10 protein-coding genes and 1 pseudogene are annotated in these 17,018 nt (G+C 74.4%); 8 read left to right on the top strand and 3 right to left on the bottom strand.

Going from position 1 to position 17,018, the window contains the following annotated elements; translation table 11 throughout:
- Positions 1-30: 30 nt before the first annotated feature.
- On the bottom strand, positions 31-8,073 hold the full coding sequence (locus HN013_RS15095; RefSeq protein ID WP_171166651.1) for a type I polyketide synthase: 8,043 nt from the start codon (positions 8,071-8,073) through the stop codon (positions 31-33).
- 429 nt (positions 8,074-8,502) lie between these two features.
- On the opposite strand from HN013_RS15095, the pseudogene HN013_RS34145 reads away from it, so the two are divergent.
- Together HN013_RS34145 and HN013_RS15090 are read left to right on the top strand one after the other, a co-directional pair.
- Positions 8,503-9,045: pseudogene (locus HN013_RS34145) on the top strand (winged helix-turn-helix domain-containing protein); the annotation flags it as partial.
- Positions 9,046-9,060: 15 nt separating this feature from the next.
- Complete coding sequence (locus HN013_RS15090) at positions 9,061-9,564, top strand: AfsR/SARP family transcriptional regulator (protein ID WP_312018609.1); 504 nt, start codon at positions 9,061-9,063, stop codon at positions 9,562-9,564.
- Between the two features lie 62 nt (positions 9,565-9,626).
- Here HN013_RS15090 and HN013_RS15085 read toward each other — a convergent pair whose 3' ends face one another.
- On the bottom strand, positions 9,627-10,739 hold the full coding sequence (locus tag HN013_RS15085) for a DUF5954 family protein (protein WP_171166649.1): 1,113 nt from the start codon (positions 10,737-10,739) through the stop codon (positions 9,627-9,629).
- 321 nt (positions 10,740-11,060) lie between these two features.
- Between HN013_RS15085 and HN013_RS15080 the strand changes: the two genes are divergently transcribed.
- Positions 11,061-11,561 carry an NUDIX domain-containing protein gene (locus tag HN013_RS15080; RefSeq protein ID WP_171166648.1) on the top strand — a complete coding sequence of 167 codons (501 nt, stop codon included), beginning with the start codon at positions 11,061-11,063 and terminating at the stop codon, positions 11,559-11,561.
- A 28-nt stretch (positions 11,562-11,589) separates the two neighbouring features.
- Here the strand turns inward: HN013_RS15080 and HN013_RS15075 are convergent, their stop codons facing one another.
- Positions 11,590-12,192, bottom strand: coding sequence for an HD domain-containing protein (locus HN013_RS15075; protein ID WP_171166647.1), 603 nt, complete (start codon positions 12,190-12,192; stop codon positions 11,590-11,592).
- A 151-nt stretch (positions 12,193-12,343) separates the two neighbouring features.
- Between HN013_RS15075 and HN013_RS15070 the strand changes: the two genes are divergently transcribed.
- From HN013_RS15070 to HN013_RS15050, 5 genes are all read left to right on the top strand, one after another.
- On the top strand, positions 12,344-13,675 hold the full coding sequence (locus tag HN013_RS15070) for a CAP domain-containing protein (protein ID WP_171166646.1): 1,332 nt from the start codon (positions 12,344-12,346) through the stop codon (positions 13,673-13,675).
- Between the two features lie 171 nt (positions 13,676-13,846).
- Positions 13,847-14,233, top strand: a complete 387-nt coding sequence (locus HN013_RS15065) for a diiron oxygenase (RefSeq protein ID WP_171166645.1) — start codon at positions 13,847-13,849, stop codon at positions 14,231-14,233.
- Positions 14,178-15,257 (top strand): SDR family oxidoreductase, encoded by a 1,080-nt coding sequence (locus HN013_RS15060; RefSeq protein ID WP_171166644.1) that lies wholly within the window; start codon positions 14,178-14,180, stop codon positions 15,255-15,257. Before HN013_RS15065 ends, HN013_RS15060 begins: the two co-directional genes overlap by 56 nt.
- 79 nt (positions 15,258-15,336) lie before the next feature.
- The gene (locus HN013_RS33925) at positions 15,337-16,302 is read left to right on the top strand and encodes a GNAT family N-acetyltransferase (protein WP_171166643.1); all 966 of its coding nucleotides are present in this window, start codon (positions 15,337-15,339) and stop codon (positions 16,300-16,302) included.
- A gap of 474 nt (positions 16,303-16,776) precedes the next feature.
- Complete coding sequence (locus tag HN013_RS15050) at positions 16,777-16,986, top strand: hypothetical protein (RefSeq protein WP_171166642.1); 210 nt, start codon at positions 16,777-16,779, stop codon at positions 16,984-16,986.
- Positions 16,987-17,018 lie beyond the last annotated feature (32 nt).

Genomic DNA, 17,018 nt, shown 5'->3' with positions numbered 1-17,018 from the left:
CGCTCACTCCGAATGTCTGTTCCGTGCCGGTCAGTTGTCACCGAGCGCCACCCGTACGAGGCTCTGGAGGTCCATGCTGTCCAGGGGGTTGCCGCCGTCGTCGCCGGCCGGTCCGTCGCCCCCGGTGGGGACGCCCGCGGACTCGGCGAGCCGCATCAGGGTCGTCACCAGTCCCGCCTCCTGGAAGCGGGCCAGCGGGACGGCGGCCAGGGCGCGGTGGAACTCCCGTTCGTCGGGGAGGGGTTCGGGTGCCCCGTCGGGGCGGTCGGCGGGCCGGAGCTCTACGTGCAGGTAGCGGCCGACCGCGGCCGGGGTGGGGTGGTCGAAGATCAGGGTGGGGGGCAGCCGGCGGCCCGCGGCGGCGCCCAGCCGGTTGCGGAACTCCAGCGCCGTGAGGGAGTCCAGGCCGAGTTCGAGGAAGCCCCGGTCGAGGTCCAGGGCGTGCGGCGCGGAGTGGCCGAGGACGTCGGCGAGCCGGCCGCGGACGAGTTCGAGGAGGACCCGCTCCTGTTCGGCCTCGGGGAGGTCCGCGAGCCGCTGCTCCAGGGCGATGCCCGGGGAGGCGTCGGCGGCCCGCCGGGCGGGGGCCTTGACGAGGCCGCGGAGCAGCGCCGGGATCTCGCCCCCGGCGCGGACGCCCGCGGTGTCCAGCCGGGCCGGTACGAGCACGGCGGGGCCCTCGCGGCCGGCGGCCACGGCGGCGTCGAAGAGGGCGAGGCCCTGGTCGGTGGGCATCGGCAGGAGTCCGGCGCGGCTCAGCCGGCGGACGTCGGTGTCGTCGAGGTGGCCGGTCATGCCGCTGGCGTCCGCCCACAGGCCCCAGGCGAGGGACAGGGCCGGGAGGCCGCGGGTGCGCCGGTGGTGGGCGAGGGCGTCCAGGAAGGCGTTGGCGGCCGCGTAGTTGGCCTGTCCGGCGGTGCCGATGACGCCCGCGGCGGAGGAGAACAGCACGAAGTCCGTCAGGCCGAGGCCGCGGGTGAGGTCGTGGAGGTGCCAGGCGGCGTCGGCCTTGGGCCGGGCGACGGTGTCGAGCCGTTCGGGCGTCAGGGACGCGACGACGCCGTCGTCCAGGACGCCGGCCAGGTGCACGACGCCGGTCAGGGGCGGCTCGGCCGCCGCCACGACCCGTGCGAGGGCGTCCCGGTCCGCCGCGTCGCAGGCCGTGACGGTCACGCGGGCGCCGAGGGCGGTGAGTTCGGCGTCGAGTTCGGCGGCGCCGTCGGCCCGGGGGCCGCGGCGGCTGACGAGCAGCAGGTCTCGGACGCCGTGGACGGTGACGAGGTGGCGGGCGAGCGCGCCGCCGAGGACGCCGGTGCCGCCGGTGACCAGGACGGTGCCCCCGCCGCCGAACGCGGCCGGTCCGTCGGGGGCGGTGGCGGCGCGGGCCAGGCGTGCGGCGAGCACCTTCCCGGAGCGGACGGCGAGTTGGGGTTCGTCGGCGGCCAGGGCGCGCAGCAGCGCCGGTGCGCCGGAGGCCTCGGGGCCGTCGGTGTCCAGCAGCGCGAGGCGGCCGGGGTTCTCGGTCTGCGCGGAGCGGACCAGGCCCCAGAGCGGGGCGTGGGCCAGGTCGGGCACGTCGTCGCCGGGTGCGGTCGCCACCGCGCCGCGGGTGAGGAGCACCATGCGGGAGGCGGCGAACCGCTCGTCGGACAGCCACGAGCGGACCAGGTCCAGGGCGTGGTGCGTGGCGGCGCGGGCGGCCGCCGCGGCGTCGTCCCGCGGTGCGCCGGAGTCGGGGAGCAGGGGGACGAGGACGACGCGGGGCGCCGGGGTGCCGTCGGCGACGGCCTCGGTGAGGGCCGCGAGGTCCGGGTACGCGGTCGTCCGGGCGCCGGCCGCGGCCAGCGTGTCGTTCAGCGGCGCCGCGCCGGGTCCGGCCACCGCGAGGGGTGCGGTGTCCGGTGCGGGGCCGTCGTCCGGCAGGGGTGTCCAGGTCACCTCGTGGAGCGGTTCGCGGGCGCCCTGGGCGGCGGACCGCAGCTGCTCGTCCGTGATGTGACGGAGCGTCAGTGAGGCGATGCGGGCGACCGGGCGGCCGTTGTCGTCGGACGCCTCGACGGACAGTGCGTCGGGGCCGGCCGGGGAGAGCCGGACGCGCAGCGAGGTCGCCCCGGCGGCGGACGCGGTCACGCCCGTCCAGGCGAACGGCAGGCGTACCTGTTCCGTTCCGTCGAGCAGGCTCGCGTGCAGGGCGGCGTCCAGGAGCGCGGGGTGGACGGCGTAGGCGTCGGCGCCGGTGTGGGCGGCGCGGTCCAGCCGGACCTCGGCGTAGAGGTCGTCCCCGTGCCGCCACACGGCGTGCAGGCCCTGGAACACCGGGCCGTACTCGAATCCGACGGCGGCGAGCCGGTCGTAGGCGCCCCGGAGGTCGACGGGGGCCGCGCCCGGTGGGAGCCAGGCGCCGCCGGTGCGTGCCTCGGGTTCGTCGCCGGCGGGGGCGAGGAATCCGGTGGCGTTGCGCGTCCACGGGTCCGCGGCCTCCTCGGCGCGGGAGTGGACGGTGACGGGCCGCCGTCCGTCCTCGTCCGGGGCGCCGGCCCTGACCTGGATCAGTACGGCCGCGTCGGCGGGGTCCGCCGGCAGGACCAGCGGGGCCTCCAGGGTCAGTTCCTCGACGGTGCGGCAGCCGGTCCGCTCCCCCGCGTGCAGGGCGAGTTCGACGAGGGCGGTGCCGGGCAGCAGGACGGTGCCGCGGACGGCGTGGTCGGCGAGCCAGGGGTGCGTCGCGAGGGAGAGCCGGCCGGTGAGGAGGGTGTCCTCGCCCCCGGCGAGGGCGACGTCGGCGCCGAGCAGCGGGTGGGCGGTGCCGGCCAGTCCGGCCCATCGGAGGTCGCCGGCGGCCCGCGGCGCCTCCGCCCAGAACCGTTCGCCCCGGAACGGGTGGGCCGGCAGATCGGTGATCCGGCGGGAGCGCTCGGGGAACACCGCCGCCCAGTCCACCGGCAGGCCGCGGGTGTACGCCTCGGCCACGGAGGTCAGGAACCGCCGCGGGCCGCCCTCGTCGCGGCGCAGCGAGCCGGTGACGACGGCCGGCCGGCCCGCCTCCTCCGCGGTCTCCTCGATGCCGACGGTGAGCACGGGGTGGGCGCTGCACTCGACGAACGCGTGCCGGCCGCGGGCGGCGAGGTCCCGGACGACGGGCGCGAACCGCACGGTGTGCCGCAGGTTGGTGTACCAGTACTCGGCGTCGAGCCGGGCCGTGTCGAGGACCTCGCCGGTGACGGTGGAGTGGAAGGGGACCGTGCCGGTGCGGGGCCGGACGTCGGCCAGGTCGGCGAGGATCCGGTCGCGGATCCGCTCCACCTGGGCGGAGTGGGAGGCGTAGTCGACGGGGATCCGCCGGGCCCTGGTCCCCCGCTCCTCGCAGTGTGCCAACAGGGCGTCCAGGGCGTCCGGTTCACCGGACACGACCGTGGAGAGCGGACCGTTGACGGCGGCCACCGACACGCGTCCGCCGTACGCGGCCACCAGCTCGCCGGTGGCCTCGGCGCCGAGGGACACGGCGACCATGCCGCCGTCCCCGGCCAGTACCTCACGGATGACGCGGGAGCGGAGGGCGACGACGCGGGCGCCGTCCTCCAGGGACAGTCCGCCCGCCACGCAGGCCGCGGCGATCTCGCCCTGCGAGTGCCCGACGACCGCCACCGGTTCCACGCCCAGGGACCGCCACAGGCCTGCCAGGGAGACCATCACCGCCCACAGCACGGGCTGCACCACGTCCACCCGGTCCAGCCCCGGCGCCCCGGGCGCCTCCCGCAGCACGTCCACGAGCGACCAGTCGACGAACGGCTCCAGCGCCCGCTCGCACGCGGCGATCCGCTCCGCGAACTCCTCGTCGGCGTCTAGCAGTTCGACGGCCATCCCGGCCCATTGCGAGCCCTGCCCCGGGAAGACGAACACGGCACCCGCGAGGGGGCCGGCCGTGCCCGTGACCGCCTCCGGCGCGGAGACGTCCCGGGCGACGGCGGCCAGGCCGCGGAGCAGGCTGTCGTGGTCGTCCCCGACGACCACCGCGCGGTGCTCGAAGGACGGCCGTCCGGTGGCCAGTGTCCATCCGACGGCTCCCGGGTCGTCCGGGGCGGCGGCGGCCAGGCGCCCGGCCTGCGCCCGCAGCGCCTCGGGCGAGCGGGCCGACACCACCCAGGGGAGGACGCCCGTGCCGGGGTCCGGCGGGGCGGGCTCCTCGTCCGGCGCCTGCTCCACGATCAGGTGGGCGTTGGTGCCGCTGATGCCGAAGCCCGAGACGCCCGCGCGGCGCGGCCGGCCCGTCTCCGGCCAGGCGCGCTCCTCCGCCAGGAGTTCGACCGCGCCCGCCGACCAGTCGACGTGCGGGGTGGGGGCGTCCACGTTCAGGGTGCGCGGCAGCACGCCGTGCCGCAGCGCCATCACCATCTTGATGACACCGGCCACGCCCGCCGCGGCCTGCGTGTGACCGATGTTCGACTTCAGCGACCCGAGCCACAGCGGCCGGTCCGCCGGGCGGCCCTGCCCGTACGTCGCCAGGAGCGCCTCGGCCTCGATGGGGTCGCCGAGCCTCGTCCCCGTCCCGTGCGCCTCCACCGCGTCCACCTCGGCGGCGGTCAACCCCGAGGCGGCGAGGGCCTGTTCGACGAGTCGCTGCTGGGCGCGGCCGTTGGGGGCGGTCAGCCCGTTGGAGGCGCCGTCCTGGTTGACCGCGGAGCCCCGGAGGACCGCGAGGACGGGATGGCCGTTGCGGCGCGCCTCGGAGAGGGGTTCCAGCAGCAGGACGCCGACGCCCTCGCCCCAGGCGGTGCCGTCCGCCGCCGCGGCGAACGCCTTGCACCGGCCGTCGGGAGCCAGCCCGCGCTGCCGGCTGAACTGGACGAACAGGCCGGGCGCCGACATCACCGTCGCCCCGCCGGCCAGCGCCAGGGAGCACTCCCCGCGGCGCAGCGCCTCGCAGGCGAGGTGGAGGGCGACCAGGGACGACGAGCAGGCCGTGTCCACGGTGAGGGCGGGCCCTTCCAGGCCCAGCACGTACGACAGCCGGCCGGAGAGGACGCTGCCCTCGGTGCCGGTGAGGAGGTGGCCCTCCAGGCCCTCGGCCGGTTCGTACAGGCGGGGTCCGTACTCCTGCCGCATGGCGCCGACGAACACGCCGGTGCGGCTGCCGCGCAGCCCGGCCGGGTCGACGCCGGCCCGTTCGCACGCCTCCCACGCCGTCTCCAGCAGCAGCCGCTGCTGCGGGTCCATGGCCAGGGCCTCGCGCGGGCTGATCCCGAAGAAGGCCGCGTCGAAGCGGTCGGCGTCGTGCAGGAACGAGCCGTGCCGCACGTAGGTCGTGCCGGGCTTGTCCGCGTCGGGGTCCTGGAGGGAGTCGAGGTCCCAGCCGCGCCCGGCGGGGAACTCCGAACGAGTCTCCCTGCCCTCCGCGACCAGGTTCCACAGGTCCTCGGGGGTCCGGACGTCCCCGGGGAAGCGGCAGCCGATGCCGACCACGGCGACGGGCTCACCGTCCCGTACGGGGCCGGTCGCCGGGAGGGCGGGGGCGGGGCGCAGGCCGAGGAGGGCGGTGCGCAGGTGTTCGGCGAGGGCGGCGACCGTCGGGTGCTCGTAGACGAGGCCGGTGGGCAGCGGGAGTCCGGTGGCCTCCCGGAGCCGGTTGCGCAGGGCGAGGGCGGCGGCCGAGTCGAGGCCGAGCTCGCGGAACGACCGGTCCTCGGGAACGTCCGCGGCGTCGCCGATAAGACGAGCCATGTGCGTGCGGATCAACTCGCCGAGTGTCCGCCGCTGTTCGGGCTCGGTGAGGCTTTTCAGACGGTGCGTCAGGGAGGCGCTCGGGTCCGGCTCGGGGCTCCCGGACCGGAAGGGGTACGAGGGCAGTTCGACACGCCGGGCTCCGGCGAAGGCGGGCAGGGCCGCCCAGTCCACGTCCACGCCGTGGACGTGGAGTTCCGCGAGCGCGGCGAGGAACCGGTCCGGGCCGCCCCGGCCTCGGCGCAGCGTCTCCACGACGACGCCCTCCCCGCCCGCTCCCGCGTCGTCGAGCGTGTCCTGGAGGCCCACGGCGAGCACGGGGTGCGGGGCGACCTCGACGAACGCGCGGTGACCGTCCCGGACGAGGGCGCGGGCCGCCTCGTCGAAGCGGATCTCCTCCGTGATGTTGCGGCACCAGTAGGCGCCGTCCAGCTCCCGGGTGTCGAGGCGTTCCCCGGTGGCGGAGGAGAAGAACGGCACGGTGGACGGGCGTGGGGAGACCGCCGACAGGTCCTTCAGCAGCTGCTCGTGGGCCTCCTCCAACTGCCGGGAGTGCGCGGCGAGTCCGTTGCTCAGCTTCCTGGCGCGGATGCCCTCCGCCGTGAGCTCGTCCAGCAGCTCGGCGACGGCCGCGCGCTCCCCGGAGACCAGGGCGCTGCGCGGTCCGTTGGCGCCGGCGAGGCTCAGCCGGTCGCCGAAGCGGGCCAGCCGGGGCGCCAGTTCGGTCCGGGTGAGGAGGATGGAGGCCATGTCGCCGCGGCCGGCCACGCGGGCCTGGGCGGCGCTCCAGGGCACGACGACGCGCGCCGCGTCCTCCAGGGTCAGCGCGCCCGCGACGTGGGCGGCGGCGATCTCGCCCAGGCTGGCTCCGGCGACCGCGGCGGGCTCCACCCCATGGGAGCGCCAGAGCGCCGCGAGGGAGACCATGACGGCGAACAGCACGGGCTGCACGACGTCCACCCGCTCCGGGTCCGGAGTCCCGTCCGCGCCGTCCAGGACGTCCAGCAGCGACCAGCCCGTCAGCGGGTCCAGCACCTCGGCGCAGGCGCGGAGGCTGTTCGCGAACACCTCGGAGGATTCACGGAGTTCGTGCGTCATGCCGGGCCATTGGGTGCCCTGTCCGGGAAAGACGAACACGGCTTTCGCGGGGGCTTTCTTCGCCGCGTCCGCAATGGCGCCGGCCGCGTGCGGAGCGGTCCCGTCCGGGATTGCGTTCGCCGTCCTTCCGCCCGGGCCCGCCACGCCCCGAATGACGTCCGGTGTGCTGTCCCCCGCCGCCAGAACGGTCAATGCCCGAAGGGCGTCGGCACGGTCGGCGGCAAGCAGAACGGCACGGTGCTCGAACAGCGGGCGGGTGGTGGCGAGGGACAGGCCGATGCCGGCCGGATCGGCCGCGGGGTGTTCGTCCAGATGCCGGAGCAGGCGTTCGGCCTGGGCGCGCAGCGCGCCTTCGCTCCGCGCGGATATCCGCCAGGGGACGAGTAACGCGTCGGCGGCGGGGGCGACATCGGTCGTGGTGTCCGGTTCCGCGGCACCGGGCGGCTCCAGGAGGACTCCGCCGACGGCCGAGCGGGCCTCGTCACCGTGTGCGACGCGGACGAGTCCGGCGAGGACGTCCGTGACGCCGTGGCCGTCCCCCGGCCGGGCCGGGACCGGTCCCGGCCCGGATCCACCGGATACCGGCCGGCTCGCCGCGGTGACCTCGGGCGCGTCCTCGTCGTCGGGCCGGATCAGGCAGAGGATCCGGTCCCCGTCGTGTAGCGCGCGGGACCACGGCTTGAGGACCACGACGAAGGCGCCGGGGGGCACGGGGGCGTCGGCCGAGGGGTCCGTGCCGAGGTGCGCGGCGCCGGCGAGGGCCAGGGAGCAGTGGCCGTCGCGCAGGCTCCGTACCGCCCGCGCGAGGTGGGCGCCGGGGGCGGCCGACGGCAGGGGCGCGGTGTCCGACGGCGTATGAGGTGCGGTCAGCCGCAGCGCGGCGGCGATCACGTCCGTCGCCGTCCCGGAGGGGACGGGCCCGAGGAAGAGGCCGGCCGTTCCACCGGACGTGCCGGGTCCCGGGACGATGCCCGCGTTCTCCAGGGCCTCCCAGCCGAGTTCCGTCAACAGCCGCTGTTCCGCGTCCAGTCGGTCCGCCCGCGCGCCGGACAGGCCGAAGAATTCCGCGTCGAACAACGCGGGATCGCACCAGGCGCCGCCCTCCGGCCCGGTTTCCGCCGGTATTCCGTCCCGGAGTTTCCGCCGGAGCCCGTCCGGTCCTGCGGCCCACGGCGTACGGGCGGACATTCCGATGACCGCCACCGCCTCGTCCGGGGCGACAGGCGGTTCCGGCGCAAGGCGATCGGAATTGCTCATGGGCTGCTCCCCGTTACCGGAAACACTCGGACACGAATATGCCGCGGCCTCTTACCGCATTCTTTTCGGGACTTCCTCCCGGACGGCTCCGGGCACCCTAGCGCGACCGTCTTGGCGGCATCTTGAAGCCGTCTTGGATCCTTCTTGGACACCAAACGGAACCCCGCCGAAACAAGAAATCAACAATGGCGTCACCTGAATTACGACGGTGAAATCCACTACGTACCGTCGCCCGCGTGAACCCTTTCCGAACGGACGTCGACGGGAGCGCCCGAAGGCCCCCACCACGGGCGTGGTGCGGCTGGTGCCGGAGGGGGCCCTACCGGACCGGAGGAGTCCGCCGGAGTGCGGGAAACCTCCTGGGCCGCACCAGCGGACTTACGTCCCGTACGTGTTGTTGGTCACGTTTATCCTGCATGTTTCCGTGCCATGGAACCCTTCCCGGCGGACCGCGTCGGCCACGCACCGGTGCGCGGGCGCGGCGCCTGCTGGATCATCGGCCGTCCGGGAACGAAACCTCGCCTGGCCCACGTCCGGAAAAGAGGGGCACACTTGGCATCGGAGGCGCGAACGAACGTGCGCCCCGAACGTCATGTGCGGAAGCGGTGCGGGCACCGGCGGGGGGACGACCATTCCCGTGCGTTCGCCGCCGTCGGGACTCGTGACTGGAGGAAAGTGTCGATGTCCATAGCAGCCGGGTTACAGATCAGTGTTCTGGGACCGCTGGAGGTCCACGCCGGTGACCGGCCGGTGGATCTGGGTCCTGCCCGCCAACGCGCCGTGCTCGCGGCGCTTTTGCTGACACCGGGCGAAGCGGTCACCACCGAACGGCTGACCGAAGCCGTATGGCCGCGCAACCCGCCGAGTGCCGTGATGACGACCCTGCACAGCTATGTGTCCAATCTGCGAAGGAAATTGGAACCAAGCAGTCCACCGCGGTGCCGCAACCGGATTCTGCGCCGCGAACCATCCGGATATGTCCTTGCCGTGGCACCGGAACTCATCGATGTCTGCCGTTTCGAACAGTTGCTCCGCGACGGGCGCCGTCTGCTCCTGGAGGGCCGCCACCAGGCCGCCAGCCGCACCCTGGAGACCTGCCTGGCGCTCTGGCGCGGAGCCCCCTACCCGGAGATGTGCGACGACGAGCTGGGCGCGCAGGCCGCGACCCGCCTGGAGGAGCTGCGGCTGCTGGCCCTGGAGAGCCGCTGGGAGGCGGAACTGGCCCAGGAACGGGACTACTCCGTGATCGCCGCCGATCTGGCGACGCTCAGTATGAAGTTCCCGACCCGGGAGCGCCTGAGCTGGCTGCATATGCAGGCGCTCTACCGGGCGGGCCGCCAGGCGGAAGCACTCAAGGTCTACCACCAGACGCGGCGCCTGCTGGCGGACGAGTACGGCGTCGACCCCTGCCCGGAGTTGCAGGACCTGTTCGGGTCCATCCTCCGGGGCGTGTCGGCCGTCCAACGCGCACGGCCGGGCGCGGTCATCTGACGGCCTCCATACGGCCGCCTTTCTTCACAAATGCCCTGTGTCAGAACTGATATGACGCCGTATCAGGAGGACCCGGATGCCTCGTCCCGGCGCCGCCGCCGCTCGCGCTCCTTCTCCGCGAGCTCCATCATCTCCTTGACCTCCTCCGGCGGCTCCTCCTCCTCGTCGTCGTCCCGGAGCAGACCCTGTTCCCTCAGCTGCCGGTCGTGCACCATCACCGGGGGCTGGGGGTCGGGGTCGGACGGGCGCGGCCCCTCCGGGCCGTCCGGCCCCACGCGGACCAGCCGCTCCACCCGCACGACGCGGAAGAGCCGGTCGCCGACCCGCAGTGCCGCGCCCCGCTCCTCGTCGAAGCGGTCGGCCGCCCGCGCGTACTCCGCCCGCTCGCGCTCGTCCAGCCGGCGCATCACCGGGGCCATCACCCGCAGGTCCATGGTGAGGGCGTCCCGGGCGCCCTGCGGGTTCGAGCAGCCGTTCGTCAGCGGCGACCAGCGGCCGTCGATCCGTTCCGCGATCATGAACTCGGCGGGGAGCAGGACCCCGCCGGGGTGGGTCAGCGCCGCGCACAACGAGTCGTCGCGCATATCGTCCGGGACGGTCCCCGTGGCGCGGACCAGCGACAGCAGCTCCGTCTTCAGGATCCCCTCGGACAGACCCGTCACCGTGACGGTGTCGATGACGAAGCCCACGACCGGGTCGGCGACGCGGTACCCCTGGCCGGGTCCCGCCGGATCCGGGTCGGACAGGCGCGGGGGCTCGGGACCCGTGGGGCCCGAGCGGATGAACCGCTCGCCGCGCACCACCCGGTGGCGGCTGCCGAGGACCGTCAGCTCGTCGACGACCTCCCAGTCGAGGAGTTCGTACGCCTTGACGCACTCCTCCCGGGTGGCCTCGTCCCCGGCCTGCTCCGCCTCATGGGCCCGCCGCCGGAAGAGCGAGGCCATCGTGTCCCGGGCGTCCTGGGGAGCGAAGTCGCCGAGGTGCGTCAGCATCTCCCAGCCGCCCTCCTCGCGTTCACGCGCCACCCCGAAGGCCGCGCCGCCGACGCCCATGATGTCGGGGTAGGCGTCCCGGGCGCGCCAGGCGTCCTCGTCCGCGAGTGCCGCGACCGGGGCGGTCGGCGGTGTCATTCTGATCTGCCGGTAACCCGGCACCTGCTCACTGTGATCGGGCATGCGCACCAGCATGTCGGGTCCGCGCGCGCCCGCGCAGCGGAACGGGGCTTCAGGAGCCTTTCGCGCCCCCTCGGGACGAGGGCGCGACGATATCCGTCCGGTCGTGCGTGGACGTGACAGCCCACTGATCGCCGGCCGACGCCCCGTGTTCGTTCCCGAGGGACGCGAAGGGCCCGTGAAGTCCCGCTCACCGCTGTGGGTGGTGTGCTCCCGCCGACGCGCCTTACGGGAGGCACCACGCGGATTCCCCAACTCTTCCCGGAATGCGGCGGTTTACCGCATCCTGGGATTCCGGACCTCCGGCCGACCCGAGGAGTTCATGTGGTGAAACCGCGGCTGCCGCTCGCCGAGTACGTCGCCGGTCTGCCCAAGGCCGCCGTGTACGCGGCGCTGTTCTTCACCGACACCGAGGACCGCCCCCTCCAGCTGCGCTCCTCCGTGAAACAGGGGCTGTGGCAGTTCCCGGGCGGGGACATGGATCCCGGTGAGAGCCCGTTCGGCACGGCCGTGCGGGAGTGCCGGGAGGAGACGGGCATCGTCTTCACCGGCCGTCCGCACCTGCTGGCGGTGGACTTCGCCCTGCCCGGCCTGTGGCCGGTGGCCAAGACGGGCTTCGTCTTCGACGGCGGCCGCCTCACCCCGGACGCCCTGGCCCGCATCGTCCTCGACCCCGGTGAGCACGACGCCTGGGAGGTCCGGCCGATGACCGGCTGGGCCCGGATCATGGACACCCGCACCTGGCACCGCCTCGCGGCCGTCAACCGGGCGCGCCGCACCCGCACCACCGCCTACCTGGAGAGCTCCCCGGACCCCGCCTGCTGACCGAGCCAGGCCCCGGCCTCGCCGCCCGTCACCTCCGGACGTGGCCGTAGCGGGCGGCGAGGCCGTCGACCACGGGCTCGCCGAACCGCTCCCGCAGCTCCTCGAACGCGGCGGCCTTCCCCGGCCCGAACAACCTGGCCAGGCCCGCCGCGCAGGTCCCGGCGGAGAGGAACGCCGGCGGTGTGCGCTTGGTGTGGAACTTGTCGGCGTACATGACCAGTTGCTCCTCGACCGTCCCCGCCACATAGTCCCCCTCCGGCAGCGGCAGCCCCTGCGTCCGGATGTCCTCCCGGGTGATCCCGACCCCGGTGTGGCACGAGCAGAAGCGGCACAGCGGCTCCGGAAAGCCCTCCTTGCGCAGGATCTCGTACCCCAGCACACCGTGCCGGACGTACTGCCCCATCGTGAACCGTCCGTCGGCGTCGAGCAGCCCGTAGACGCCGATGTCGTGCAGCAGCGCCCCCGCCCGCACCAGCGCGGCATCGGCCTCCGGCGCGGCGGCGGCCCGCAGCTGCTCGGCGAGGTGGGCGACGATCTCGCAGTGGGTGTGCACGAGATCGAACGCCTCCTGCGTGGGCGCGTACTTCTCGTGCAGGGCGCGGATGTCCTCGACGGTCGGGAGTGATGGCATCCGGGCAGCGTAACAACGACCCGGGAGGCGTGCGGCAGTGGGAACCACGACGCCGCCGCCCTGCGTTGTTCCGGGCACGACCCGCGGCAGGCGGGGTCCGCGGGCGCGGCGCGAGCGGCCCGTTCACCGTACGGCGAGGACGTGATGGCCGATGAGCACGCTGGTCCCGGGGGGCACCCTGCATCTGCCCGACGGCGTCCTGACGGTGGAGGTGACGGGGCCCTACGACCTGTCGGTGCTGATCACCGGGGACGGTGGAAAGGTCGCGGGCGACGGGGACTTCGTCTTCTACAACCAGCCGGCCGCGCCGGGCGTCCGGCTCGGTCCGGGCGCCGTCGTCGTGGACCGCCGCGGCCTCCGCCCGGGGGCGAGCCGTCTGACGGCCGTCGTCAGCCCGGAGGATCCCGGGGCCCGCCCGGCCGCGCTTCCCGTCCCCGTGCTGCGGGTCACCGGGCCGGACGGCCGGGCGGTCGCCCGGTTCACGCCGCCGCGGCCGACGCGCGAGACGGTGCTGCTCCTCGCGGAGATCTACCGCCGGGGCCCGGGCTGGAAGCTGCGTGCCCTGGGGCAGGGGTACGCGGACGGCCTGGCCGGCGTGGCCCGGGACTTCGGCATCGAGGTCGCGGACGACGGCACCTCCCCGCCGCCGCCCGCACCGGCACGACCCGCCCCCGCCGTGCCCGGCAACGCCGTTCCCGACGACGCCCGGGCGTTCGCCGCGCTCGTCAACGCCGAACGCGGCCGCAGGGGCGTACCCCCGGTGGCACCGGACGCACGGCTCGCCGACGCCGCACGCCGTCACGCCGAGGGCATGGCCCGCCTGGGCCGCCTCGGTACCGATGGACCGTCCGGCGTCTCCCTCTTCCAACAGGTCACCGCGTGCGGCTACGCCTATCTCTCGCTGGCGGAGCAGCTGGTGTCCGGCCCGCGGACGCCGGCCGAGTTCCTCGACTTCTGCCTGGGGGACGCCCGGGCGTCCGTCCCCGTGACGGATCCGGCGTTCACCGCGGCCGGGCTGGCCCACGCCGTGGACGCCCGTTCCGGTGACATGTACTGGACCGCCCTGTGGGCCCGCCCCCTCACCCCCGACGGCCTGTCGCGGACCGCCGCCGAGGTCCTCGCCCTCACCAACGCCCGCCGGGCCGCGGCCGGGCTGCGCCCCCTGTCCGACGACGCACGGCTCGCCGCCGCGGCCCAGGCGCACAGCGGGGACATGGCGGCGCGCGGCTACCACTCCCACACCTCCCCCGACGGCCGCCAACCCTGGGACCGGGCCGTCGCCGCCGGCTCCACACACCGTTCCACAGGCGAGAACATCGCCTGCGGCCAGCGCTCCCCCGCCGAGGTCGTCGAGGGCTGGATGAACAGCCCCGGCCACCGCGCCAACATCCTCACCCCCGGCTTCACCCACCTCGGCGTCGGCTTCGCGGGCGGCGGCCCGGCGGGCACGTACTGGACCCAGCTCTTCGGGGGGTCCGCCTAGGGAGCGGCCGACGGGTCGGCAAGCGGGGTCACCCACTTGATCTGCCGCGATGGCAGAGCCGTGGAGGAGTTGAAAGGCTGTGGACCGGGACGCGGGTCCGCCGGGGGCGGCACCCGCGGCATCCTCACATCAATCCGCTCTGCGGCACCACCCGTCGGGAGAGGACACGACGTGGCAGGAACCATCCACGCGAACGACCGTTCGAGTGAAGCGGGAAGAACCGCCGCCCGCCTGCTGCGCGCTTCCGCGGAGCACTTTTCCGACCCGTCCGTGAACATCGACTGGAGCGTCCCTGTCGCACCGGACCAGTGGTTCATGCCCCCGGAATTGATCACCCTCTACGGAACACCACTGTGGGAGGCGATGGATCAGGACCGGCGCATCGCCCTGTCGCGCAGCGAGGCCGTCAACTGGGTGAGCACGGGCATCTGGACCGAACTCTGTCCGATGCGGATGCTCTCCCGCCATCCGCCCGGCGAGACCGTGAAGGAGCCGGCTCCGTATGTCCGTCGTCATCACCGGAAGCACCGGCTTCCTCGGTCTGCACCTGATCCGTGAACTCCTCGGCCGCCACCCGGCCCTGACCCTCCTCACCCGGGCCGGTTCCCCGCCCGCCCTGCCCCGCGTCCTGCGGTTCCTGGAACACGGCGGCATGCCGGAGAACGAGCTGCGCCTGCTGCCCCGGCGGCTGTCGCTGGTGGAGGGCGACGTCACCCTGCCCCTCCTGGGCCTGCCCGAGCCCGTCTTCCGCCGCCTGGCCGACAGCGTCGACGTGCTCTGGCACTGCGCGGCCGACATCTCCCTCAGCCCCACCGACGCCGCCGTCCGCACCCGCAATGTCGCGGGAACGAGGAACGTGCTGCGCCTTCTGGAGGCGGGACCGCCCCGGGCCGTGCTCGCCCACGCCAGCACCTTCGCGGTCGCCGGGGCCCAGCAAGGGGGAATCGTCCCCGAAGCGCCCCTCACCGGCGACTCCGGCTTCAACAGCCCTTACGAGGAGTCGAAGTTCCTGAGCGAACTCCTGATCCACCGCTGGTGCGCACACCACCGGCGCGGCGCCGCCGTGTTCCGCCTGCCCGGCCTGATCACGGACGCGCCCGCCTACCCGGGCCGCCCGGAACACCCCCTCGCCACGGTGGCAGCCGTCTGCCGGGCCGCCCTGCGCGCCCACCCCGAAGTCATCGGCCCCGACGGCACCGTCCGGCTGCCGGGCACGAACCCCGACGCCGTGATCAACTACCTGCCCGTGGAACACGTCGCCCGTGTCATGGCCGAAACCGTGGACCGCGCCCTTCCCGCCCACGGCGCGTACATCCAGCACATCACCCACCCGGCCGGCACCCCGGTGGGGACCTTCCTCTCCGCCCTCACCCGCGGTCTCGGCGGCCGCCCCGTCTTCGTCCCCGACCCGCTGCCTCCCGCTTCGGCCGCCCAGCGGGCCGCGGGGGAGATGTGGGGCAGGTTTCTGCCCTTCATGGCCGGCACCCGGCGGTACGAGACCGCACGCACCAGGGCGATGGGGCTGGACTGGCCGGCCGACGCGCCTCTCGACGAGGCCTATCTGGTGAGGTCTCTGGCGTGAGCGTGAAGGGGCATCCCCGGCGGGCCGGCCTGCTGAAAAGCCTTTGATCCGTCCTTCCGCCTCTTTGTACTGTTTGCTGGTGATCCCTCTCCTCAAGCCCCTCGACAAGACCGACGCCCGGGACCTCGCGACCTTGCGCGCAGAGGTCGAACGCGTCGACAGGACAGGCCTCCACGAGGACGAGGAGGATGTCCTCCACGAGCTCGGCGACCCCAAGGTGGACCTGGCGCGCAACTCCGCCGGCATCTGGCAGGGCTCACGGCTGGTGGCCTATGCGGTGGTGTACGAGCCGGAGCGGGTACGGGACATCGCCCGCTTCGGAACCACCGCCGCCGTCCATCCGGACCTGCGGCGGCAGGGGATCGGCACGCTGCTGGTCGACTGGATGCGCGACCGCGCGGACGCGATCCGGGCGGAGCGCCACTCCGACGTGCCGGGGGAGCTGCTGATCGACGGCGCGGTCGGCAACGCCGGTCTGGCGGCCCTGGCCCGGCGGGCCGGGTTCGAGCCCCGCCGGTACTGGTTCAGTATGACGCACGACCTGCGCGCGGACCGGCTGCCCGCCGCGACGGTGCCGGCCGGTCTGCGCCTGGTGCCCTTCGAGGCGGGCCTCGACGAAGCGACGCGTCTGGCGCACAACGACGCGTTCCGCGACCACTGGAACCACACCGAGACGGACAGAGTCGACTGGGACACCTGGTTCACCGGGGACCGTTCGTTCCGCGCCGGCCTGTCCGCCCTGCTGCTCGACGCCGACGGCCTCGTCGCGGCGTACCTCCTCGCCGACGAGTACGTCGCCGACAGCGCGGCCACGGGGCACCGCTCGTGCACGATCGGCCACCTGGGCACCCGTCCCGCCCACCGGAACCGCGGCGCGGCGCGCGCCCTGCTGGCGCACACGCTGGCCGAGGCCGGGCGCCAGGGGTACGACAATGCGGAGCTGATCGTCGACTCGGCCAACCCGACCGGGGCGCTGGCGCTCTACGAACGGATGGGCTTCGTGACGGAGCGGGAGTTCGTGACGTACGGCCGGCCGCTGGACTGAGGGACGCCGCGGAAGCGGGCAATCCGAGCCGCGGGAGCGCACAGGAGCCGGGGCGGGGGCGCACGGTCGTGTACCGCCCTGTAACCGGCACGGCGCCCAACAGACTCCCCCACAGGCCCGCCGCCGCCCCGCCGAGGAGTCAGCCATGCCCCGCGTCCCCACCGGCCCCCGCCCGTCATCGGCTCGCGCCAGGACCGGGGCGGTGATGGCCGGAGCGGCGTGCGTCGCCCTGCCGGCCGTGCAGCCCGCCCGGGCGTCCGCCGCGGACGGCGGCCTCCTCGCCCATGTGCCCACGGCCATACGCGGCTCCTGCTCCCCCGTGCCCGCCCCGGACCTTCCGTCCTCCGCCGTCGGTGCGGTCGGCTGCAGGCCCCCGGGCGGGATACCGGTCGTCTACATGCGGTTCTCGGACACGTCCGGCATGCAGAACGCCTTCGACAGCGACCTGAGCGACTACTCGTTCGCCCACAACAGGTGCGACGCGTCAACTCCCCTGAACGGCAGGCAGCCTACGCCGTCGACGGCAGGATCGTCGGCACCACGGCGTGCTACCGGGACCGGGACGGCGAGGGCAACGGCATCGAGTGGACCAACACCACCCTGTCCATCCTCGCGCTGACCAAGTCCTCCGGCCCGTACGACCAGTTGCTCCGGTGGTGGGAGACGGCGGGCCCGGTGGCGTGACCCGGACCGGTGCCGGCTTCCCCGTGATCTGT

Source organism: Streptomyces sp. I05A-00742, assembly GCF_013055795.1.
GTDB lineage: Bacteria > Actinomycetota > Actinomycetes > Streptomycetales > Streptomycetaceae > Streptomyces.
Note: the sequence above shows the minus strand (reverse complement) of the source record. Positions and strands in the feature narration are given on the sequence as shown.